Annotated in this window: 21 protein-coding genes and 1 pseudogene; 8 read left to right on the plus strand and 14 right to left on the minus strand. The window is 65.5% G+C overall.

The window, feature by feature from the left end; translation table 11 throughout:
- The 3 genes and pseudogenes from IC66_RS48340 to nth form a co-directional block, all read right to left on the minus strand.
- Nucleotides 1-178: pseudogene (locus IC66_RS48340) on the minus strand (MFS transporter); the annotation flags it as partial.
- Nucleotides 165-1,304 carry an HlyD family secretion protein gene (locus IC66_RS0118705; protein WP_038948639.1) on the minus strand — a complete coding sequence of 380 codons (1,140 nt, stop codon included), beginning with the start codon at nt 1,302-1,304 and terminating at the stop codon, nt 165-167. The pseudogene IC66_RS48340 and the gene IC66_RS0118705, both read right to left, overlap by 14 nt.
- A gap of 156 nt (nt 1,305-1,460) precedes the next feature.
- On the minus strand, nt 1,461-2,213 hold the full coding sequence (gene nth / locus IC66_RS0118710; RefSeq protein WP_038948640.1) for an endonuclease III: 753 nt from the start codon (nt 2,211-2,213) through the stop codon (nt 1,461-1,463).
- 22 nt (nt 2,214-2,235) lie between these two features.
- Here nth and IC66_RS0118715 point away from each other — a divergent pair, with 22 nt between their 5' ends.
- Nucleotides 2,236-2,766 (plus strand): DUF2244 domain-containing protein, encoded by a 531-nt coding sequence (locus IC66_RS0118715; protein WP_038948641.1) that lies wholly within the window; start codon nt 2,236-2,238, stop codon nt 2,764-2,766.
- A 54-nt stretch (nt 2,767-2,820) separates the two neighbouring features.
- Nucleotides 2,821-3,717, plus strand: coding sequence for a methylated-DNA--[protein]-cysteine S-methyltransferase (locus IC66_RS0118720; protein ID WP_038948642.1), 897 nt, complete (start codon nt 2,821-2,823; stop codon nt 3,715-3,717).
- A 152-nt stretch (nt 3,718-3,869) separates the two neighbouring features.
- Here IC66_RS0118720 and IC66_RS0118725 read toward each other — a convergent pair whose 3' ends face one another.
- The 8 genes from IC66_RS0118725 to dnaK form a co-directional block, all read right to left on the minus strand.
- The gene (locus IC66_RS0118725) at nt 3,870-4,493 is read right to left on the minus strand and encodes a 2,3-bisphosphoglycerate-dependent phosphoglycerate mutase (protein WP_038948643.1); all 624 of its coding nucleotides are present in this window, start codon (nt 4,491-4,493) and stop codon (nt 3,870-3,872) included.
- Between the two features lie 83 nt (nt 4,494-4,576).
- Nucleotides 4,577-5,392 (minus strand): 4-hydroxy-tetrahydrodipicolinate reductase, encoded by an 816-nt coding sequence (gene dapB / locus IC66_RS0118730; protein ID WP_028139416.1) that lies wholly within the window; start codon nt 5,390-5,392, stop codon nt 4,577-4,579.
- A 225-nt stretch (nt 5,393-5,617) separates the two neighbouring features.
- On the minus strand, nt 5,618-5,929 hold the full coding sequence (locus tag IC66_RS0118735; RefSeq protein ID WP_027566211.1) for a DUF1330 domain-containing protein: 312 nt from the start codon (nt 5,927-5,929) through the stop codon (nt 5,618-5,620).
- 80 nt (nt 5,930-6,009) lie between these two features.
- Nucleotides 6,010-6,717 (minus strand): orotidine-5'-phosphate decarboxylase, encoded by a 708-nt coding sequence (pyrF, locus tag IC66_RS0118740; RefSeq protein ID WP_028139415.1) that lies wholly within the window; start codon nt 6,715-6,717, stop codon nt 6,010-6,012.
- 6 nt (nt 6,718-6,723) lie between these two features.
- Entirely contained in the window at nt 6,724-7,302 is a 579-nt protein-coding gene (locus IC66_RS0118745) for an NADPH-dependent FMN reductase (RefSeq protein WP_028139414.1), read from the minus strand.
- Between the two features lie 57 nt (nt 7,303-7,359).
- Complete coding sequence (locus tag IC66_RS0118750) at nt 7,360-7,959, minus strand: class I SAM-dependent methyltransferase (protein WP_038948644.1); 600 nt, start codon at nt 7,957-7,959, stop codon at nt 7,360-7,362.
- A gap of 88 nt (nt 7,960-8,047) precedes the next feature.
- Nucleotides 8,048-9,175 carry a molecular chaperone DnaJ gene (gene dnaJ / locus IC66_RS0118755; protein ID WP_028139412.1) on the minus strand — a complete coding sequence of 376 codons (1,128 nt, stop codon included), beginning with the start codon at nt 9,173-9,175 and terminating at the stop codon, nt 8,048-8,050.
- Nucleotides 9,176-9,420: 245 nt separating this feature from the next.
- Entirely contained in the window at nt 9,421-11,322 is a 1,902-nt protein-coding gene (dnaK, locus tag IC66_RS0118760; protein ID WP_028139411.1) for a molecular chaperone DnaK, read from the minus strand.
- A gap of 393 nt (nt 11,323-11,715) precedes the next feature.
- On the opposite strand from dnaK, the gene IC66_RS0118765 reads away from it, so the two are divergent.
- A complete protein-coding gene (locus IC66_RS0118765; protein WP_028139410.1) occupies nt 11,716-12,657 on the plus strand; it encodes a hypothetical protein in 942 nt (313 codons plus the stop codon).
- 305 nt (nt 12,658-12,962) lie between these two features.
- Complete coding sequence (pncA, locus tag IC66_RS0118770) at nt 12,963-13,688, plus strand: bifunctional nicotinamidase/pyrazinamidase (RefSeq protein ID WP_028139409.1); 726 nt, start codon at nt 12,963-12,965, stop codon at nt 13,686-13,688.
- Between the two features lie 116 nt (nt 13,689-13,804).
- Here the strand turns inward: pncA and grpE are convergent, their stop codons facing one another.
- Nucleotides 13,805-14,422, minus strand: coding sequence for a nucleotide exchange factor GrpE (grpE, locus tag IC66_RS0118775; protein WP_038948645.1), 618 nt, complete (start codon nt 14,420-14,422; stop codon nt 13,805-13,807).
- A gap of 96 nt (nt 14,423-14,518) precedes the next feature.
- Nucleotides 14,519-15,607 carry a heat-inducible transcriptional repressor HrcA gene (hrcA, locus tag IC66_RS0118780; RefSeq protein WP_028139407.1) on the minus strand — a complete coding sequence of 363 codons (1,089 nt, stop codon included), beginning with the start codon at nt 15,605-15,607 and terminating at the stop codon, nt 14,519-14,521.
- Between the two features lie 181 nt (nt 15,608-15,788).
- On the opposite strand from hrcA, the gene rph reads away from it, so the two are divergent.
- The 3 genes from rph to hemW are packed head-to-tail and all read left to right on the plus strand — an operon-like array spanning nt 15,789 to nt 18,290.
- On the plus strand, nt 15,789-16,502 hold the full coding sequence (rph, locus tag IC66_RS0118785) for a ribonuclease PH (RefSeq protein WP_018323503.1): 714 nt from the start codon (nt 15,789-15,791) through the stop codon (nt 16,500-16,502).
- Between the two features lie 11 nt (nt 16,503-16,513).
- Nucleotides 16,514-17,149, plus strand: coding sequence for an RdgB/HAM1 family non-canonical purine NTP pyrophosphatase (rdgB, locus tag IC66_RS0118790; RefSeq protein ID WP_038948646.1), 636 nt, complete (start codon nt 16,514-16,516; stop codon nt 17,147-17,149).
- Nucleotides 17,136-18,290, plus strand: coding sequence for a radical SAM family heme chaperone HemW (gene hemW / locus IC66_RS0118795; protein WP_038948647.1), 1,155 nt, complete (start codon nt 17,136-17,138; stop codon nt 18,288-18,290). Before rdgB ends, hemW begins: the two co-directional genes overlap by 14 nt.
- A gap of 119 nt (nt 18,291-18,409) precedes the next feature.
- Here the strand turns inward: hemW and IC66_RS0118800 are convergent, their stop codons facing one another.
- Nucleotides 18,410-19,642 carry a penicillin-binding protein activator gene (locus IC66_RS0118800; protein ID WP_028139404.1) on the minus strand — a complete coding sequence of 411 codons (1,233 nt, stop codon included), beginning with the start codon at nt 19,640-19,642 and terminating at the stop codon, nt 18,410-18,412.
- Nucleotides 19,643-19,981: 339 nt separating this feature from the next.
- Between IC66_RS0118800 and rsmI the strand changes: the two genes are divergently transcribed.
- Nucleotides 19,982-20,758, plus strand: a 777-nt coding sequence (gene rsmI, locus IC66_RS0118805; protein ID WP_038948649.1) for a 16S rRNA (cytidine(1402)-2'-O)-methyltransferase, incomplete at its 3' end; no start/stop codon positions are given.

The following is a 20,758-nucleotide window of genomic DNA, read 5'->3' on the forward strand; positions in this document are numbered from 1 at the left end:
CCTCGTCGAAGCTGAGCGAGAACGCGCCGCGCAGGTCGGGCAGGCCGACCGTGGTCAGGCGGCTGTCGAAATTGGCGAGGAAGGAGCCGAGCAGCACCGCCGCAACGGCGAACAGCGGCCGCGGCGCGACGCCGCCGCGCGACAGCGGTCCGCGATCGGCATCGTCATTTTCCGCCATTCGCAGCCTTGGTGTCGATGCGGGTGACGACCGACATGCCCGGCACCAGCCGCGCCAGCAGCGGCTGGTTATCATCGAGCTGGATCCGCACCGGAATGCGTTGCACGACCTTGGTGAAATTGCCGGTGGCGTTATCGGGCGGCAGCAGCGCCACTTGCGCCCCCGTCGCCGGCGCGATGCGCTCGACCGTGCCGCGCAGCGTCTCGCGCGGAAAACTGTCGACGGTGATCTCGACCGGCTGGCCCGGCGCGACGTGCGTCAGCTGGGTCTCCTTGTAGTTCGCGATCACATAGACCTTCGGCAGCGGCACCACGTTGATGAGGTTGGTGCCGATATTGACGTAGTCGCCGGGCTGCACCTGGCGCTCGCCGACGACGCCGTCGAACGGCGCCGATATCCTGGTGTAGCCGAGCTTGAGCTTCGCACCCGCCAGCGTTGCCTTGGCCGCGGCGACATCGGCGGCGCGCTGCTTCCGGGTGCCTTGCAGGACTTCGAGCTGATGCTGCTGGGCTGCGATCACGGCGCGGCTCGCGCGCACGTCGGCCTGCGCCTTGGCGTAAGCAGCCACCGCCTGCTCGAGCCGCTGCCGCGTGCCGGCTTCGGTCTGCGACAGCGATTGCTGACGCTCCTGCTCCTGCCGCGCCTCGACCTCCAGGGCTTCCGCGGAGAGCCGCGCCGCCTGCGCCTGCGCGATCGTCGCATATTGCAGCTCGACCTGATTGGCCAGATTGTCGAGCGTGGCCTGCGCGGCGGCGACCGAAGCTTCGGACTGCGCGACCTGGGCCTCGTAGTCGGCGGGATCGATCTGGATCAGGAGATCACCGGCCTTGACGCGCTGGAAGTCGGTCACGGCGACGGTCAGCACTTCGCCCGAGACACGGCTGGAGAGCCGGGTCAACTCGGCGCGCACATAGGCATCATTGGTGGTCTGGATCGCCGCATTGCCGACCCATTCGTCGAAACGCAACGTCGCCAGCGCGACGAAGCCGAGCGCGACGATCACGGCGAACAGCGGGATCGCGAACCGGCTCCAGAGTGAGGTCGCCGGAGGCTGTGTCGGCTTGGGCGGTGAGGCTGGTGCTGCGGCGGCCGATGGCGACGACGAGACCTGTTCCTGTTGACTCACGACATGCCCCCCAAAACCGGCTGTGCTTGAACTCGAATCTCACCGCCGTCATTCCGGGATGGTCCGAAGGACCAGACCCGGAATCTCGAGATTCTCAGGTGCGCAATGGCGCACCATAGTCGATGCTGCGCATCGCCCCGGAATGACATCGGTTGCTCAGATCGTCTTCTCCGGCCACCGGCACAGATCGTTGATCAGGCAGACCTCGCAGCGCGGCTTGCGTGCGAGGCAAGTATAGCGGCCGTGCAGGATCAGCCAATGATGGGCATGCAGCATGAACTCGGCCGGGATCACCTTTTCGAGACCAAGCTCGACTTCGAGCGGCGTCTTGCCGGGCGCAAGTCCCGTGCGGTTGCCGACGCGGAAGACATGCGTGTCGACCGCCATGGTGTGCTCGCCGAAGGCCATGTTGAGCACGACGTTGGCGGTCTTGCGTCCGGCGCCGGGCAACGACTCGATCTCGGCGCGCGTGCGCGGCACCTCGCCGCCGAACTCGCTGAGCACCTTGGCGGACAGCGCGATCACGTTCCTTGCCTTGGTGCGGTAGAGGCCGATGGTCTTGATGTACTCGCGCAAGCGCTCCTCGCCGAGATCGAGCATCCTCTGCGGGGTGTCAGCGATTTCGAACAAGGCGCGCGTCGCCTTGTTGACGCCGGCATCGGTTGCCTGCGCCGACAGCACCACGGCGACCAGCAGCGTGAACGGATTGACGTGCTCGAGCTCGCCTTTCGGTTCCGGGTTGGCTTTGCGGAAACGGCTGAAGACCTCGTGGATCTCGGCGGGCGTCCAGCGCTTTATCGCCTTGAGCGTCTTTTTGGCAGGCGCGTTCGGCTTCGCCACGACCGCCTTTGCCTTCTTCTTCGGCACGGACGCTTTGCGCGGAGCCGGCTTGCGGGTGATTTTCGCCATGATCGGGATATACTGAGGGACGATGAGCACAGGCAACGAAATTGAGGGTAGCGATCCTGATCCGCGGGAGGTGCAGATCTTCTCCGCGCTGCTGACGCCGCACCGCTCGCTGAACCGCACCGGCTTCCTCGCCGTGATGCTGTTCCTGAGCGTGGTCAGCTTCGTCACGGGCCTCGCCTTTCTGATGATGGGTGCCTGGCCGGTGTTCGGTTTCTTCGGCCTCGACGTGCTCGTGATCTGGTGGGCCTTCAAGGCCAATTTCCGCGCGGCGCGGGCCAGCGAAGAGATCGTGGTCACGCCGTCGGAGCTGCGGGTGCGCCGCGTCAGCCATCGTGGCCAGGTCTCGGAATGGACGTTCAATCCGCTCTGGGTCCGGCTCGACCAGGAGGTCGACGAGGAATACGGCATCGAGCACGTCTATCTGATTTCCCGCGGCCGCCGGCTGCTCATTGCCGGCTTTCTCGGGCCAGAGGAAAAAGCTAGCTTTTACAATGCCTTGGTCGGCGCCCTGAACGCCGCCCGGCGCGGCCCGACTTACAATCCGGTGACCTGAGCGCAGTCAGAAATCGGGTGGTTTCCCACCCGTCCCTCTCCTACATTTCCAGTCATGATGACACTCGCCATACATGACCAGCGCCTGGCCAGGCCGGGCACCCAGAACGCCGCGCTGCGCGACTATGATTCGGTGCGCCGGGCGATCGCCTTCATCTCGGAGAACTGGCGCGCGCAGCCGACCATCGAGGCGATGGCGGATGCGGCCGGGGTCACGCCGGATGAGCTGCACCATCTGTTCCGCCGCTGGGCCTCGATCACACCGAAGGCTTTCATGCAGGCGCTGACGCTCGATCACGCCAAGGGTCTGCTGCGGGACTCCGCGAGCATCCTCGACGCCGCGCTCGACTCCGGGCTGTCAGGCCCGGGACGGCTGCACGATCTCTTCGTGACCCATGAAGCGATGTCGCCGGGCGAATGGAAGAACGGCGGCGCCGGCCTGACCTTGCGTTACGGCTTTCACCCCTCGCCGTTCGGCACCGCGATCGTGATCGCGACCGACCGCGGCCTGTCAGGACTTGCCTTCGCCGATCACGGCGAGGAGGAGGTTGCGCTCGCTGACATGACCCGGCGCTGGCCGAACGCGACCTATTTCGAAGATCACGAAGGCACCGCGCCGCTGGCGCAGCGCATCTTCGATCCAAAACTGTGGCGGCCGGACCAGCCGCTGCGCGTGGTTATGATCGGCACCGATTTCGAGGTGCGGGTGTGGGAGACGCTGCTGAAAATCCCGATGGGCCGCGCGGTGTCCTATTCCGACATCGCCTGTAACATCAACAGCCCGAAGGCCTCGCGCGCCGTCGGCGCCGCGGTCGGCAAGAACCCGGTCTCGTTCGTCGTGCCCTGCCACCGCGCGCTCGGCAAGAGCGGCACGCTGACGGGCTATCACTGGGGCATCACCCGCAAGCAGGCGATGCTGGGCTGGGAAGCCGGGCAATTGGGGGTGCAGTAGGCACAACAAGCACGCTGCCGTAGGGTGGGCAAAGGCGCAACGCGCCGTGCCCACGATCTCTCTGAAACGGCCGACAGAACGTGGGCACGCTTCCGCCTTCGCTCTTCGAGCTACGGTGGACAAGTCGCTTTGCCCACCCTACGAGACCGTCGCTAACCCGCCAGATCGAGCTTCGAGGCCACCGTCGAATCCGCATTGAGCTGGTAGATGATCGGCACACCCGTCGCCAGCTCGCGCTTCAAGATGCCTTCGGGCGAGAGCTTTTCCAGCACCATGATCAGCGCGCGCAGCGAATTGCCATGGGCGGCGACCAGCGTGCGCTTGCCGTTGAGCACGCCGGGCAGGATCTCCTGCACGTAGTACGGCAATGCACGTGCGAGGGTGTCCTTCAGGCTTTCGCCGCCGGGCGGCGGCACGTCGTAGGAGCGGCGCCAGATCAGCACCTGGTCCTCACCCCATTTCTTGCGCGCGTCGTCCTTGTTGAGGCCGGAGAGATCGCCGTAATCGCGCTCGTTCAGCGCGAGGTTCTTCGTCGTCGGCAGGCCCTCCTGGCCGAGCTCGCCGAGAATGAGGTCGAGCGTGTGCTGCGCGCGGGTGAGCACCGAAGTGTAGGCGACGTCGAACACGAGGCCCTGCGCCTTCAACTTGCGGCCGGCTTCCGTGGCTTCCTTGACGCCGAGCTCGGTGAGGTCAGGGTCCTTCCAACCCGTGAACAGGTTCTTCAGATTCCATTCGCTCTGGCCGTGGCGCACGAGCACGAGAAGACGTTCGCTCATTGACTGCTTTCCGTTCGGGTTATTTGTTTGAGCATGATCTTGTCGGAAAACCGCTCCACACTTTTCCGGATCATGCTCGTCGATCAGATATCGGCGAGGCCGAGCACGTCGGCCATGGAGTAGTGGCCCGGCTTCTTGCCATGCGCCCACAGCGCCGCCTTCAGCGCGCCATGGGCGAACAGCATGCGATCCTCGGCCTGGTGCGACAGCGTCAGGCGCTCGAACGGGCCGAGGAAGGTGACGCTGTGATCGCCGGCGACGGTGCCGCCGCGCAACGAGGCGAAACCGATATTGCCCGGCCTGCGCGCGCCGGTGATGCCGTCACGGCCACGCTCGGAATGGTCATCGAGGGTGACGCCGCGGCCGCTGGCTGCGGCCTGCCCCAGCATCAGCGCGGTGCCGGATGGCGCATCGACCTTCATCCGGTGATGGGTCTCGACGATCTCGATATCAAAACTCTGGTCGAGCGCCTTGGCGACGCGCTTGACCACGGCGGCCAGCAGATTGACGCCGAGGCTCATATTGCCTGATTGCACCACGACGGCGCGGTTGGTGACGCTCTTGATCACGGCATTGTCGGAGCCCGACAATCCGGTCGTGCCGACGACATGCACGATCCCGCGCTGTGCCGCGATCGCGACATTTGCGATGGTCGCCGCCGGAACGGTGAAGTCGAGGATGCCGTCGGCCTCCTTCGACATCGCCCAGAGGTCAGCGGAGAGCTTGATGTCGTTGGCCGGCAGTCCTGCGAGCACACCGGCATCCTTGCCGAGCAGCTCCGAGCCGGGGGCCTCGAGCGCGCCGGCCAGCACCGCGCCTTTGCTCTCGGCAATCGCCCGCACCAGCGCGCGGCCCATCCGGCCACCGGCTCCAGCAACAATCAGGCGCATGTCGGACATGGTGTGATCCTCTCATGGCCGTTGTAGCGGGGGGACGCAGTTCCGGCAACCGAGGGGGGAGCAGACGGGCGACCCTCTCTAAAGCGTCATGGCCGGGCTTGTCCCGGCCATCCGCGCCTTGCCACGCGCAGGAAGAACGTGGATGCCCGGGACAAGCCCGGGCATGACGACCCCTCGTGAACGTTCAAATGCGACGGCCGCGCAGGGGAAGACCAGCAGCACGCCTCAGCCGTCAGACGGCTGCGGGCCGTCATAGCCCTCGATGATGATGAGGTCGGCGACCGAGTGCGGCTGGCGCACCTTGATGTTGGCCTGGTATTCCGGCGAATTGTAGCAGGCGATCGCGGTCTCGTAGTCCGGGAATTCGATCACGACGTTGCGGGTGCGGCTGGCGCCTTCGACGGTGGTGAACTTTCCGGCGCGGACGACGAAGCGACCACCCCACTTCTTGAAGATCGGGCCGTTGGCGACGGCGTAGGGCTTGTAGCCCTCGTCACTGCTCACATCGACGCGCCCGATCCAGTAGCCTTTTGCCATTGTTCTTCTCCCTGTTGTTGCTGATCTTCATTCGAGCATGATCTGATCGGAAAACCGCTTCACACTTTTCCGGATCGTGCTCAGAGCGCCTGCGCGATCTCGGCCTGGATGGCTTCCGCGATCGCCTTCGGATCGGCGGCTTCGACGACCGGCCGTCCGACGACGAGATAATCGGCGCCGGCGGCGATCGCGCGGCCCGGCGTCATGATGCGCTTCTGGTCGCCGGTCGCCGAACCGACCGGCCGGATGCCGGGGGTGACGAGATGCATCTGGTGGCCGACGATCTTGCGCAAGGCCCCGACTTCCTCCGGCGACGACACCAGTCCGTCGATGCCAAGCACCTGCGCCTGCTGCGCGCGGGCCTCGACCAGCTCGGAGACGCCGAGCCGATAGCCGGCCGCGTGCAGATCGTCCTCGTTGTAGGATGTCAATACCGTGACGGCGAGGATCTTCAGGCTGGAATTGCCGCGGCCTTCGACTGCGCCCTTCATGGTCTGCGGATAGGCGTGCACGGTGAGGAAGGTGGCGCCGAGCCTGGTGATGCTTTCGACGCCTTGCATCACGGTGTTGCCGATGTCGTGCAGCTTGAGATCGAGAAAGACCTTCTTGCCCTTGTCGGCGAGCTTGCCGACCAGCGGCAATCCGCCGGCATAAGCGAGCCGATAACCGATCTTGTAGAAGCTGACGCTGTCGCCGAGACGATTGATCGTCGCCTCCGCGGCATCGACGCTGGGCAGATCGAGCGCGACGATCAGGCGGTCCTTGGGGGCGATCTCGGCTGGCGTCATGTCACCTCACATCATGCGTTGGGAAAAGTCGATCAACTGCGCCACCAACTCCTTCAACGCGGCGATATCGCCCTCGTTCTTGAGCCTGTCCATATCGTCATAGGCCTGGTCGGCAAAGGCGAGCGTGAGCTGGCTGGCAATCACATTGGCGTGGCAGGAGGTCAGGATCAGCCGCAGCGCCTGCAGCGCACGGGCCGCGCCGAGCCGGCTCTGCGAGGCGCCGGCGAGCGCGAAGGCGCGGTTGCGGAACACATCGCCGCGCGCCTCGTGCAGATCGTGCACGCGGCTGACCCAGTCGATTGCGTTCTTGAGCAGCGGCGGCACCGAGGCATTGTATTCGGGCGAGACGATCAGCACGCCATGATGCGCGCCGATCATACGCTTGAGGTTGATCGCGTGCTTCGGCAGGCCGGACTTGGCCTGGAGATCGCCATCATAGATCGGCAGCGGAAAATCGGCGAGCGAGATGCGGGTGACGTCCACGCCGGCCCGGGCAAACTCATAGGCGGCGACCGCCGCCAGCTTCGCATTGTGCGAGCCGGTGCGCAGCGAGCCGGGAATGATCAGGATCTTGGGAGCTGACATCCAATCCAATGCGTTCGGCGAAACGAGCCCGCCGCGCAAAGAACCGAGCCGGCGGAATTAGTGCTTGCGATACACCCAGACGCGGGCGGGCGGAAGGTTCATCCAGATCCGTTCCGAAGCCTCTGTGGACACGCCGGGCAGCGATTTCGGGATCGGCGGCACCACCGCATAGGTGAACTGGACGAAGGGCGCGCCGGGCGCGAGCGCCGTGAAGGCGTCGCGGATCAGCCGCAGCCGCGTCAGCATCGGTTTTGTCACCAGCGGCAGGCCGGAGACGACCGCGGAGGCCGGCGCGCTCAGGACGTTCCAGAGCGTGTCACGCAGGCGATAGGCATCGCCCTGCACCACCTTGGCCTGCGGATAGCGGTCGCGCAGCAGGGCGCAGAAGCCGGGATTGTATTCGACGAGGACGAGACGCTTCTGGTCGACGCCGCGCTCGATCAGGGCCGAGGTGATGGCGCCGGTGCCGGGTCCGAGTTCGACCACAGGCGCGTCCGAATCGACATCGACGTAATGGGCCATGGTCCGGGCCAAGAGCTTGCCCGACGGCATCACCGCGCCCATGTGGAGGGGCTTTTCGATCCATGATCTGAGGAAGCGCACCTCGTCGTCGAGACGAGGCTTCTTCAACGCACGCGCGGACGATGGCAATGGCATGTCAGGACCGGACGGGACCGCGGGACCGCGGCGTGTCAGAAAATGGTCATAAAGACGTATAGGCCGAAGGCGGTATGGTCAAGCCGGGTCAACTCGCCCGATTACCGAAGAAATCCTTGACCTTGGCGAAGAAGCCCTCGGATTCCGGCTGGGTGTTGCCGGAGGACAGCTTTTCGAACTCGGCCAGCAATTCCTGCTGCTTCTTGGTGAGGTTCTGCGGGGTCTCGACCACGACCTGAACATACATGTCGCCCATCTGGCGCGACCGCAGCACCGGCATGCCTTTTGATGCAATGCGGAACCGGCGGTTCGACTGGGTCCCGGCCGGCACCTTCACCTTGGCCTTGCCCTTCTCGATGGTCGGCACCTCGAATTCGCCGCCGAGCGCGGCCGTCACCATCGAGATCGGCACACGGCAATGCAGATCGGCGCCGTCGCGCTGGAAGAACTGGTGCTGGGCCAGCGACAGGAAGATGTAGAGGTCGCCGGGCGGACCGCCGCGAACCCCTGCCTCGCCCTCGCCGGCGAGCCTGATCCTTGTGCCGTCCTCGACGCCCGGGGGAATGTTGACCGAAAGATTCCGCTCGCGGGTGACGCGGCCCTGGCCCGAGCACGACGGGCAGGCATCCTCGATCATCTGGCCGCGGCCCTGGCAGCCCGGACAGGTCCGCTCCAGCGTGAAGAAGCCCTGCGACTGCCGCACGCGGCCGGCGCCGCCGCAGCTCGAACAGGTCTTCGGCTTGGTTCCGGCCTTGGCGCCGATGCCCGAGCAGGCCTCGCAGGTGACCGAGACCGGAATCTCGATCTGCGCGGTCTTGCCGCCGAAGGCTTCCTCGAGCGTGATTTCCATGTTGTAGCGCAGGTCGGCGCCGCGCTCGCGGCCGCCGCGGCCGCGCTGCCCGGCCATGCCGAACAAATCTTCGAAAATATCGGAGAAGGAAGAGGCAAAGCCCGCACCGAAGCCGGCGCCGCCGCCGCCCTGCTCGAAGGCGGCATGGCCGTAGCGGTCATAGGCCGCGCGCTTGTCCTTGTCCTTGAGGACCTCGTAGGCCTCGTTGATTTCCTTGAACTTGACTTCGCTGGTGTCGTCCCCGGGATTGCGGTCCGGGTGGAACTTCATCGCCAGCTTGCGGAACGACGATTTCAGAACGGATTCGTCGGCATCGCGTTCGACTTCGAGAGTTTCGTAATAGCAGCGCTTGGTGGACGTGGACATGTGGGACTCGGTCTATCCAATCGCGATTCAAGTCGGAGCGAAACGACGTCGCCACACGACGATATAGGCAGCCTTCTGCCCGGCGGCAGAGGGTCGCTTGGCGGCGTTCAGCATAACGGCTGGGAATTGATCGATCGTAACGGGCGACCCGCCCGTCCGTCCCGACACGGCGGCCTCCCCCGCGAAGGAGGAGGCCGGTAGAGCGTGTGGGGTCCAAGCCGTCCGCATCATGACCCTCTTGGGGTTCAGGCGGACTTCTTGTTGTTCTTGTCGTCGTCGACTTCGGTGAATTCCGCGTCGACGACGTCGTCCTTGGCCGCGTCCTTCTTGGCGTCGGCCTCGGCCTGCTGCTTGTACATGGCCTCGCCGAGCTTCATCGAAGCCTGGGCCAGCGTCTGGGTCTTGGCCTTGATCGCCTCGGCATCGTCGCCCTTCAGCGCTTCCTTGAGGTCGCCGACGGCATCCTCGATGGCGCGGCGCTCGGTCTCGCCGACCTTCGAACCGTGCTCGGCCAAAGCCTTCTCGGTCGAATGCACCAGACCATCCGCCTCGTTCTTGGCGGTCACGGCCTCGCGGCGCTTCTTGTCCGCCTCGGCATTGGCCTCGGCGTCCTTGACCATCTTCTCGATGTCGGCTTCCGACAGGCCGCCGGAGGCCTGGATGCGGATCTGCTGCTCCTTGCCGGTGGCCTTGTCCTTGGCCGAGACGTTGACGATACCGTTGGCGTCGATGTCGAAGGTCACCTCGATCTGCGGCATGCCGCGCGGAGCCGGCGGAATGCCCATCAGGTCGAACTGGCCGAGCATCTTGTTGTCGGCCGCCATTTCACGCTCGCCCTGGAAGACGCGGATGGTGACCGCGTTCTGGCTGTCCTCGGCGGTCGAGAACACCTGGCTCTTCTTGGTCGGGATCGTGGTGTTGCGGTCGATGATGCGGGTGAACACGCCGCCCAGCGTCTCGATGCCCAGCGACAGCGGGGTGACGTCGAGCAGCAGCACGTCCTTGACGTCGCCCTGGAGCACGCCGGCCTGGATCGCAGCGCCGATCGCCACGACTTCGTCCGGGTTGACGCCCTTGTGCGGCTCCTTGCCGAACAGCTGCTTCACGACTTCCTGGACCTTCGGCATGCGCGACATGCCGCCGACCAGAACCACTTCGCCGATCTCACCGGCGGTGACGCCGGCGTCCTTCAGCGCCTTTCGGCAGGGCTCGACGGTCTTCTGGACGAGGTCGTCGACCAGCGCCTCGAACTTGGCGCGGGTGAGCTTCATCGTCAGATGCTTCGGGCCGGTCTGGTCCGCGGTGATGAAGGGCAGGTTGATCTCGGTCTGCGTCGTCGAGGACAGCTCGATCTTGGCCTTTTCAGCGGCTTCCTTCAGGCGCTGCAACGCGAGCTTGTCGTTGCGCAGGTTGATGCCCTGCTCCTTCTGGAATTCGTCGGCGAGATAGCCGACCAGGCGCATGTCGAAGTCTTCGCCGCCGAGGAAGGTGTCGCCGTTGGTCGACTTCACCTCGAACACGCCGTCGCCGATCTCGAGGATCGAGATATCGAACGTGCCGCCGCCGAGATCGTACACCGCGATCGTGCCGGTCTTGGTCTTGTCGAGGCCATAGGCGAGCGCGGCCGCGGTCGGCTCGTTGATGATGCGCAGCACTTCGAGGCCCGCGATCTTGCCGGCGTCCTTGGTCGCCTGGCGCTGGGCGTCGTTGAAGTAGGCGGGAACGGTGATGACGGCCTGATCGACCTTCTGGCCGAGATGGGCTTCCGCGGTCTCCTTCATCTTCTGCAAGATGAACGCCGAGACCTGCGAGGGCGAGTAGGTCTGGCCGTCGGCCTCGACCCAGGCGTCGCCGTTGGAAGCCTTCACGATCTTGTAGGGGACGAGCTTCTTGTCCTTCTCGACCATCGGGTCGTCGTAGCGGCGGCCGATGAGGCGCTTCACTGCGAAGAAGGTGCGCTCGGGATTGGTGACGGCCTGGCGCTTGGCCGGCTGGCCGACGAGGCGCTCACCGTCGTCCGTCACGGCGACGATCGAAGGCGTCGTGCGCATGCCTTCGGAATTCTCGATGACTTTGGCGTTCTTGCCATCCATCACGGCGACGCACGAATTCGTGGTGCCGAGGTCGATCCCAATGACCTTTCCCATGGTCCTGATATCCTTGTTTTTGCGGCAGGTTGGCTGGGCCCAGAAGGCACCCGACCGAAACCCCCTAAGATCAAACATCCGCGATATTGCGATGATTGAGGCTCATATAGGAGGGGGGGAGGGGCCCGCAAGGACCGAAGCTACGTTTCTGCCGTGAAAACATTGGGTTTTGGACGATGATATCCGGGCTTCACCGCCCTTGCGGGTGAGGAATTATTAACAGGTTCAGGCTTCAGCAAGCCCCCGCTACCGCAAGCCCGCCCACCCTGTTGCCGCAAGCCCAAACCCGGTAAAAGGCGGACCGGCCGGGCAGCCGCCACAGCTGCTTCGCGCGACAATGCGGCCCGGTGGCCGACCATCGAACGGCCTCAATGTGAACCAATCAGAGTGCCCATGAAGCTGATCCGCCCCCTCGCCGCGCTCGCCCTTCTGATCGCCTCCGCGTTTCCGGCCTTCGCCGCCGACGCCGTGTTTCCACCCGGCTTGCGCCTCGGCATGGTGCCGCTGGTCGGTCTCAGCACGGCAAAAACGTTTCCGGGATTCGAGAGCGAGGATGGCAGCGTCAAGGTGTTGATCACCGAGCTGCCGCCGGCAGCCTATGGCGAGGTCGTGAGCGCCTTCAATTCCAATCCGGCCGGCGCTGGCGGCGTCAAGCAGGACAAGATCGAGACGCCCGCGGGCCTCGCTTATTTCACCACCGAAAGCGGCAAGGCCGGCGACACCCCGGTGAAGCGCTATTCGATGATCGTGCCGGGCGCCGGCTTCTCCGGCTACGTCGCGGTGCAGGTCCCGGAGAATGCGACCAAGATCTACACGGATGAGGCGGTGCGGCAGATGTTTGCGACCGCCACTACCCGCAAGCAGGTCTCGGCCGAGGAGCAGATCGCGCTGATGCCGTTCAGGATCACCGATCTCGCCGAATTCAAGGACATCCGCACTCTGGCGCCGGGCTCGAGCATCATCCTGGCGGACGGCGACGAGAGCACCGGTTACGAGTCGAAGCCGTTCATGATCCTCGGCCTGATCGGCGCCACGCCGCAGCAGGCCGACGACCGCGCCCGCTTCGCCCAGGAGGCGGCGCTGCAGATTCCCGGCGTGCGCGAATCGCGCGTCACCATGTCCGAGCCGATCCGCATCAACGGCCAGCAAGGCTTCGAGACCCGGATCGACGGCATCAGCGGCAAGGACAAGGTCCCGGTGACCGTGGTGCAGTGGATCCGCTTCTCGAGCGGAGGCGCCTCGCTGCGCATCATCGCCAGCGCCCCGCGCGACCAGTGGCTGGCCGCCTTCACCCGCTTCCGCGCCGTGCGCGACGGCATCCAGCCGAAGGGTTAGGCCAGAGGCGTGCCAACACACTCGGTGTCGTCCCGGCCTAGCGCGCAATTGCGCGCGGGGGGCCGGGACCCATACCGCGTGATCTCGCGATTGCGGTCGGTCGCAGTACCCACGAAGAGTCTTCGCCAAACTTCTCCCTGGGGGTATGGGTCCCGGATCTGCGCTGCGCTTGTCCGGGACGACAGCGGTGTTGAGGCTGCACGCCCAACCCCTCATCAAACCCGGCCGCATTTTCGGGCTTCTGTTCGTACACGAACGGAACTAGGCTTCGTCTCCGTTGAGTTCATCCGAAGGGGAGGCGAACGATGCTGGATCGGCGACAAGTCTTGGCAATGCTTGGGACGACGGCGCTTGCAACGCTGGCTCCAACCGCACTCCTTGCAGCGGCATCGATCAAGCCGGACGATGCCTCCGCGCTGCTCGTGATCGACGTGCAGAACTGCTTCCTGCCCGGCGGCAGCCTCGCGGTGAAAGAGGGCGAGCAGGTGGTGCCCGTCATCAACAAGATCTCGAGAGCATTTGCGAATGTGGTGATGACGCAGGACTGGCACACGCCGGGCCACATCTCGTTTGCGTCGGTGCATTCCGGCAAGAAGCCGTTCGAGACCGTCGACCTTCCCTATGGCAAGCAGGTGCTGTGGCCCGACCATTGCGTGCAGGGCACCGATGGCGCTTCGCTGTCGAAGGACCTTGCGATCCCGCACGCCGAGCTCATCATCCGCAAGGGCTTTCACAAGGACGTCGACAGCTATTCGGCCTTCCTCGAAGCCGACGGCAAGACCTCGACGGGACTTGCCGGCTATCTGAGGGGACGCAAGATCAAGCGCGTCTTCGTCGCAGGGCTCGCGACGGATTTCTGCGTCGCCTGGACCGCGCTCGACGCGCGCAAGGCTGGCTTCGAGGTCTATGTGGTGGAAGACGCCTGCCGCGGCATCGACACGCAGGGCTCGCTGGCAAAAGCCTGGGCCGATATGGCCAAGGCCGGCGTGAAGCGGATTCAGTCTGCGGATATCGCGAGCGCGCAGGGCTAGATGACTGTCATTCCGGGGCGATGCGAAGCATCGAACTATGGTGCGCCATTGCGCACCTGAGAATCCCGAGATTCCGGGTTCGGCTCTTCGAGCCGCCCGGAATGACGCAAAAAAAATCAGTTCGCCGCGCCGCTCGACTCGTTGTTGTTCGCCGCGGCCGCGGGCTTCGCGCCGCCCTTGGCGACACCGACCAAGGCCGGGCGCAGCACGCGCTCGCCGATGGTGTAGCCGGCCTGCATGATCTGCACCACGGTGCCCGACGGCACCGACGCATCGGGCACTTCGTACATCGCCTGGTGGAAGTTCGGGTCGAACTTCTGGCCCTGCGGATCGAGCTTCTTCACGCCGTGCTTTTCCAGCGCGTTGAGCAGCGAGCGCTCGGTAAGCTCGACGCCTTCGATCAGCGAGATCAGGCCGGGATCGGCCGTGGCGCGGGCCTCGGCCGGAACGGCATCGAGCGCGCGCTGAAGATTATCGGCGATGTCGAGCACGTCGCGGGCAAAGCCGGTGATGCCGTAGAGGCGGGCGTCGGCGACCTCCTTGGTGGTACGCTTGCGCAGATTCTCCATCTCGGCCAGCGTCCGCAGCATGCGGTCACGCGCCTCGGCGGCTTCCTTCTGCAACTGCTCGACCGAGCCGGGCTCGGGATCGTCGGGCATGATGTAGGGTTTTGACACCACGGGCTCGCCGGTCGCGGCAGTCGTGTCTTCGGGTTGCCGGTCTTGCTCGGTCATCGGCTCTAATCTCGAACTCGTTTCCAGGGATTGTTGGCCCGGATATCGTGCCTAGAGCGCCGAAAATCAAGCGCCCGTGATCGGCGGAAACGCCGATCAGCCTCCCAAAAGACGGCTGACGATGCGGGCCGCGTAGTCCACGGTCGGGATCACGCGGGCATAATTCAGCCGGGTTGGCCCGATCACGCCCAAAACACCGACAATATGGCCGGCGGCATCCCGATAGGGCGAGATGATCGTAGAGGAGCCGGACAAGGAAAACAGTTTGTTCTCGGAACCGATGAAGATACGCACGCCCTCAGCGGTCTCGGCACGCCCCAGCAGGTCGATCACGCCGCGCTTGGTCTCGAGATCGTCGAACAGCAGGCGCACCCGTTCCAGATCCTCCAGCGCATGCAGGTCTTCGAGCAGATTGGCGTGGCCGCGGACGATGAGCTGGCGATCCTCGTTCTCGCCGCCGGACCAGCTGGCGATGCCGGCGGAAATCACCTTCTGTGCGAGCTGATCGAGCTCGGCGCGGGCCTCTCCAAGTGCCGTCTCGAGCTCGAGCCGCGCCTCGGCCAGGGTGCGGCCGCGGATGCGCGCATTGAGGAAATTGCCGGCCTCGGTGATCGCCGAGGAGGGAACTCCGGGGGGCAGCGACAGCACGCGGTTTTCGACCTGGCCGTCCTCGCCGACCAGGATCACCAGCGCCTTTTCCGGTTCCAGACGGACGAATTCGATGTGTTTCAGCCGCGCATTGGATTTCGGCGTCAGCACCACCGCGGCGGCGCGGGTCAGGCCCGACAGCCGCGTCAGCGCCTGGTCCAGCGCCGCCTCGACCGATTGCGCCTGGCCGACGGTGGCAAGCTGGCTCTGGATCGACTGCCGCTCGGCCTCGTTGAGGTCGCCGACCTGCATCAGGGCATCGACGAAGAACCGCAGGCCGAGTTCCGTCGGCAGCCGACCGGCGGAGGTGTGCGGGGCGTAGATCAGGCCGAGCTGTTCCAGATCGGCCATGACGTTGCGGACCGAGGCCGGCGACAGCGGCATGGCGATGAGGCGCGAGATATTGCGCGAGCCCACGGGCTCACCGGTCGCGAGGTAACTTTCGACAATTTGACGAAAGATGTCGCGAGAACGCTCGTTGAGCTGGGCGAGGCCTGCGCGCGGCGCGATCAGATGGATCGGATCGTGATGGGCCACAGACGGTAACTCCTCTCAGATGCTCATAATTTGTCCATCCAGGAGGGTTCTGACAAGCGTCGCGTTTGCAGGGTGGAGAACCGGGGGTGAAAAAGCCTTGTCCTTTCCCCTTGCCGCATACCCTCACCCCACCTACAAGCACCGCGAATAGCCCTAACCTGCGAGTTTTGGAGGATTTCCCATGCGGCCAAGCCGCCGTGCGCCCGACGAATTGCGCCCCGTGACGCTGGAGCGCGGCGTGGTCAAATATGCGGAAGGCTCCTGCCTGGTGAAATTCGGCGACACCCATGTGCTGGTCACCGCCACGCTGGAAGATCGCCTGCCGCCGTGGCTGAAGGGCCAGGGCCGCGGCTGGGTCACCGCCGAATATGGCATGCTGCCGCGCGCGACCTCCGAACGCACCCGCCGCGAGGCCTCCGCCGGCAAGCAAAGTGGCCGCACCGTCGAGATCCAGCGCCTGATCGGCCGCTCGCTTCGCACCATCGTCGATCTCGAAGCGCTCGGTGAGCGCCAGATCACGGTCGATTGCGACGTGCTCCAGGCCGACGGCGGCACGCGCACGGCCTCGATCACCGGCGCCTGGGTCGCGCTCGCCGATTGCATCAACTGGATGAAGGCGCGCAACATGATCAAGGCCAATGTGATGCGCGACAACGTCGCTGCGATCTCCTGCGGCATCTACAACGGCACGCCCGTGCTCGATCTCGACTATGCCGAGGATTCGGAAGCCCAGACCGACGCCAATTTCGTCATGACCGGCGACGGCCGCATCATCGAGGTGCAGGGCACCGCGGAACGCGAGCCGTTCACGCAGGACGAGTTCCTGAAGCTGATCGCCCTGGCGCAAAAGGGCATCGCGCGTCTCGTGGACTTGCAGAAACTGGCTGTCGCGTAGTCAATAAGCCCATGCACCGCCGAATCACCGGAAAGCTGGTCATCGCCACCCATAATCCCGGCAAGCTCGCCGAGATGAAGGAGCTGCTCGCGCCGTACGGCATCGAGGCGGTGTCGGCCGGAGAGCTCGGCCTCGGCGAGCCCGACGAGACCGGCAACGATTTCCGCAGCAATGCCGCGATCAAGGCGATCGCGGCAGCGCGGACGACCAAGCTTCCCGCCTTTGCCGACGATTCCGGCATCGTGGTCGACGCACTCGACGGCGCGCCGGGCATTTTCTCCGCGCGCTGGGCTGGACCTTCCAAGGATTTCGCCGCGGCGATGGCGCAGATCGAGCGCCTGTTGCAGGAGCGCGGCGCCACCACGCCGGACAAGCGCAAAGCGCATTTCGTCTCCGCGCTCTGCGTCGCCTGGCCCGACGATCATCTCGAAGAGGTCGAGGCGCGCGTCGACGGCACGCTGGTCTGGCCGCCGCGCGGCACCGCCGGCTTCGGCTACGACCCGATGTTCCTGCCGGACGGCCACAGCCGCACCTTCGGCGAGATGGACAGCATCGAGAAGCACGGCCTGCCGCCGCTCGGCCTTGGCCTGTCGCATCGCGCCCGCGCCTTCGTGAAACTGGCGGAGATCTGCCTTGAGCCGCGCTAAGGAAGCCTTCGGCGTCTACGTGCACTGGCCGTTCTGCCTGTCGAAATGCCCGTATTGCGACTTCAACAGCCATGTCCGCCACGCTGCGATCGACGAGGCGCGCTTCGCCTCCGCCTTCGCGCGCGAGATCGCAGCCACCGCCGAGCGCTCGCCCGGCCGTGAGGTCACCTCGATCTTTCTCGGCGGCGGCACACCGTCGTTGATGCAGCCCGCAACGGTCGGCGCGGTGCTCGATGCGATCGGCAAGCACTGGACCGTCGCCGGCGATGTCGAGGTGACGCTGGAGGCGAATCCGACCAGCGTCGAAGCCACGCGCTTTGCCGGCTATCGCACCGCCGGCGTCAACCGCGTCTCGCTCGGCGTGCAGGCGCTCGACGATGCCTCGCTGAAAGCGCTGGGCCGCCTGCACAGCGCGCGCGAGGCGCTCGATGCCGTCGCCATAGCGCGCCGCTCGTTCGATCGCTATTCGTTCGATCTGATCTACGCCCGTCCCGACCAGACGCCGGCGATGTGGGCCGATGAGCTGCGTCTCGCCATCGACGAAGCGGCCGAGCATCTGTCGCTCTATCAATTGACGATCGAGGAAGGCACGCCGTTCTTCGGCCTGCACCAGGCCGGCAAATTGAAGACGCCGGACGAAGCGGTGGCGCGCGCGCTTTACGACGTCACGCAGGAGACCTGCGACAAGCTCGGGCTGCCCGCCTACGAGATCTCCAATCACGCACGGCGCGGCGCCGAGTGCCGGCACAATCTGGTCTATTGGCGCGGCGAGGAATATGCCGGCATCGGCCCCGGCGCGCATGGCCGGCTCGACATCGACGGCGTCAGGCACGCCACCGCCACCGAGAAGCGTCCCGAGGCCTGGCTGATGCGGGTCGAGACCAATGGCCATGGTGTCGTCACCGACGATCTGCTCAACAGCGAAGAGCGCGCCGACGAATTTTTGCTGATGGGACTGCGCCTCGCCGAAGGCATCGACCCCGAGCGCTACAAAGCCCTCTCCGGCCGCCCGCTCGATCCCAAGCGCATCGCGCTGCTGCGCGAGGAAGGCGCGATCACGGTGGATGCGACGGGCCGCTTGCGCGTGACGAGCAGCGGTTTTCCGGTGCTGGATGCAGTGGTCGCGGATCTCGCGGCATAACGCGCTGCCGTAGGGTGGGCAAAGCGAAGCGTGCCCACGAATTCCATGCGATTAGCTGAGAGATGGTGGGCACGGCGCGAAGCGCGCCTTTGCCCACCCTACGGCACTGTCGTCCCGAACTACGCCCCAAAACTCTTCGGCGAGCCCGCGACGGCAACGCCGCCACCCTGGGTCACCTTCATCACCGCAAGCCCGCGCTCGTTGGTGCCGTCCGCACGGAAACGAAACAGGCCGTCGATGCCGGCAAAGCCGGACGGATTGGTCAGTACGTCGGACGAGAAGCGCGTGGTGCCTTGCGTGCGCGCCAGCGCGGCGACGAGGGCGACCGCGTCATAGGCCAGCGTTGCCGTGCGAATCGGTTCGGCGCCGTATTTGGTGCGGTAGCGGCCGGAGAAGGCGCGGAAGCCGGCCGGGTCGGGCGCGGCATAGAGGCCGCCTTGCAAGCTCGCATTCGCATAAACCCGCGGATTGTCCCACAGGCCGGTGCCGAGCAACTGGATGTTGCGTAAGTTCGCGCCCGCCGCGGTCATCGCATCTGCGACCGTCACCACGGCATCGCCGTCATCGGCAATGAACAACGCATCCGCGCTGCCGAGTTGCTGCGCCACGGTGCGCGCCGGCGTGGCGCGATCGGCGCCGTATTTTTCGAACGAGACGATGCGCCCGCCGCGGCGCGGCACGGCCGCTTTCACCGCGGCCTCGACGACATTGCCATAGGCATTGTCGGGCACCAGCACGGCGACGGAGCGCTTTCCGATGCTGGCGGAATATTCGACGATGCGGTTGACGTCGGACTCCGGCAGGAAGGAGAGCAAATAGACGCCGCGGCCGGCGATGCTGGAATCGGTCGAGAACGCCATCACGGAAATGCCGCGCGTGCGCGCGACTTGCGCCACCGCCGGCACCGATTGCGCGAACAGCGGTCCCAAAATGATCTCGGCGCCTTCGTCGACGGCCTGCTGCGCGGCGCCCTGCGCGCCTTGCGGGCTGCCATTGTCATCCTTGATCAGCAGCTGGATGTTCGGGTTCTGGAACTCGGCCAGCGCCATCTCGGCGGCGTTGCGCATGGATTGCGCGGCCAAGCCGGCATTACCGGCGGCCGAGAGCGGCAGAATCACGGCGACCTTCACGCCGCCGGTGCCGGCGGTCGTCGCCTGTTGCGGGGGACCTGCGGGCTGAGCCGGCGGCGTCGAGTTCGAGAAGGGGTTGGAAAACTGGCTCAGGCTCTGCTGCACGCCGGCGCAGGCCGACAGCAGTGGCGTGCCGAGCAACAGGCCGAGCGCGCTCCGGCGGGTCGCCCCTGACATCAGGGACCCCGGAACGGGAGATTTTGGATAACGCGGGCCCACCATTTCAGCTTCTCTTCTGACCCGTCGGCGCCGGCGGGTCACGACATTCTTTCCACGACACAAGCCACGGATTCAGGCATATTGTCGGCAAATAGTTAACCGAAACAAAAGGATAATAGCCGCTTAACGCGGCCGCCTTGCTGTCCCGGCAGCTATTTGCCCTCGCTCATTCAGCATCAAGGCGGCGTTTCGGTCGCGAATATGGCGCGAGAGCCCTCACGCCCTCTCGGCGTGATCCTGGATCGATCACATTCCCGTCCGTTCCTCGCCCCTCACCTCGGCGCGATCTTTTTCGGCGAACCGGTTCCCAGCCCTGCGGATCGTGCCTAAGTTGACTTCATTATGCGCGCAAAGCCGGTCCCGATAAATACGCCTGAAGCTCAAGACGCCGCCTCGCGCGGTTTCTGCATCGATGCCCATCGGCTTGCGGCGCCGAAGGCGGCACCGGGCCTCCATCTGGTCGCAACCCCCATCGGCAATCTCGGCGACATCACGCTGCGGGCGCTCCAGACCCTCGCCGGCGTCGATGTCATCGCCTGCGAGGACACCCGCATCACCCGGCGCCTGACCGAGCGCTACGCCATCGCCGCGCAGCTCAAGCAATATCACGAGCACAATGCGGAAGCCGCGCGCCCGAAAATCCTGGAGGCGCTGGGGCAGGGCGGCTCGATTGCGCTGGTCTCCGACGCCGGCACGCCGCTGATCTCCGATCCCGGCTTCAAGCTGGTGCGCGAGGTCTGCGCCGCCGGCCATGCGGTGTATGCCCTGCCCGGCCCGTCCTCGGTGCTGGCGGCGCTGTCGGTGGCGGCACTGCCAACCGACCGCTTCTTCTTCGAAGGCTTTTTGCCGGCGAAATCCGCCGCGCGAAAGGCGCGCTTGACCGAGCTCGCACGCATCGATGCGACGCTGGTGATGTTCGAATCCGGCAACCGCGTGCAGGACACGCTGGCCGAGCTCGCCGAGATCATGGGCACGCGCGAGGCCGCGATCTGCCGCGAGCTGACCAAGCTGCACGAGGAGATCTCGCGCGCTCCGTTGAGCCAGCTGGCGCGCGAGGCCGATACGCTGGAGACGCGCGGCGAGTTCGTGCTGGTGATCGCGCCGCCGGCGGCCGACGCC

The organism is Bradyrhizobium genomosp. III, assembly GCF_000261705.1.
Lineage (GTDB): Bacteria > Pseudomonadota > Alphaproteobacteria > Rhizobiales > Xanthobacteraceae > Bradyrhizobium > Bradyrhizobium ottawaense.

Bases quoted from the DNA above. Each gene is read 5' to 3' on its own strand.
- nth (WP_038948640.1), bottom strand. From the start codon at position 2,213: ATGGCGAAAATCACCCGCAAGCCGGCTCCGCGCAAAGCGTCCGTGCCG.
- IC66_RS0118715 (WP_038948641.1), top strand. From the start codon at position 2,236: ATGAGCACAGGCAACGAAATTGAGGGTAGCGATCCTGATCCGCGGGAG.
- IC66_RS0118720 (WP_038948642.1), top strand. From the start codon at position 2,821: ATGATGACACTCGCCATACATGACCAGCGCCTGGCCAGGCCGGGCACC.
- IC66_RS0118725 (WP_038948643.1), bottom strand. From the start codon at position 4,493: ATGAGCGAACGTCTTCTCGTGCTCGTGCGCCACGGCCAGAGCGAATGG.
- dapB (WP_028139416.1), bottom strand. From the start codon at position 5,392: ATGTCCGACATGCGCCTGATTGTTGCTGGAGCCGGTGGCCGGATGGGC.
- IC66_RS0118735 (WP_027566211.1), bottom strand. From the start codon at position 5,929: ATGGCAAAAGGCTACTGGATCGGGCGCGTCGATGTGAGCAGTGACGAG.
- pyrF (WP_028139415.1), bottom strand. From the start codon at position 6,717: ATGACGCCAGCCGAGATCGCCCCCAAGGACCGCCTGATCGTCGCGCTC.
- IC66_RS0118745 (WP_028139414.1), bottom strand. From the start codon at position 7,302: ATGTCAGCTCCCAAGATCCTGATCATTCCCGGCTCGCTGCGCACCGGC.
- IC66_RS0118750 (WP_038948644.1), bottom strand. From the start codon at position 7,959: ATGCCATTGCCATCGTCCGCGCGTGCGTTGAAGAAGCCTCGTCTCGAC.
- dnaJ (WP_028139412.1), bottom strand. From the start codon at position 9,175: ATGTCCACGTCCACCAAGCGCTGCTATTACGAAACTCTCGAAGTCGAA.
- dnaK (WP_028139411.1), bottom strand. From the start codon at position 11,322: ATGGGAAAGGTCATTGGGATCGACCTCGGCACCACGAATTCGTGCGTC.
- IC66_RS0118765 (WP_028139410.1), top strand. From the start codon at position 11,716: ATGAAGCTGATCCGCCCCCTCGCCGCGCTCGCCCTTCTGATCGCCTCC.
- pncA (WP_028139409.1), top strand. From the start codon at position 12,963: ATGCTGGATCGGCGACAAGTCTTGGCAATGCTTGGGACGACGGCGCTT.
- grpE (WP_038948645.1), bottom strand. From the start codon at position 14,422: ATGACCGAGCAAGACCGGCAACCCGAAGACACGACTGCCGCGACCGGC.
- rph (WP_018323503.1), top strand. From the start codon at position 15,789: ATGCGGCCAAGCCGCCGTGCGCCCGACGAATTGCGCCCCGTGACGCTG.
- rdgB (WP_038948646.1), top strand. From the start codon at position 16,514: ATGCACCGCCGAATCACCGGAAAGCTGGTCATCGCCACCCATAATCCC.
- IC66_RS0118800 (WP_028139404.1), bottom strand. From the start codon at position 19,642: ATGGTGGGCCCGCGTTATCCAAAATCTCCCGTTCCGGGGTCCCTGATG.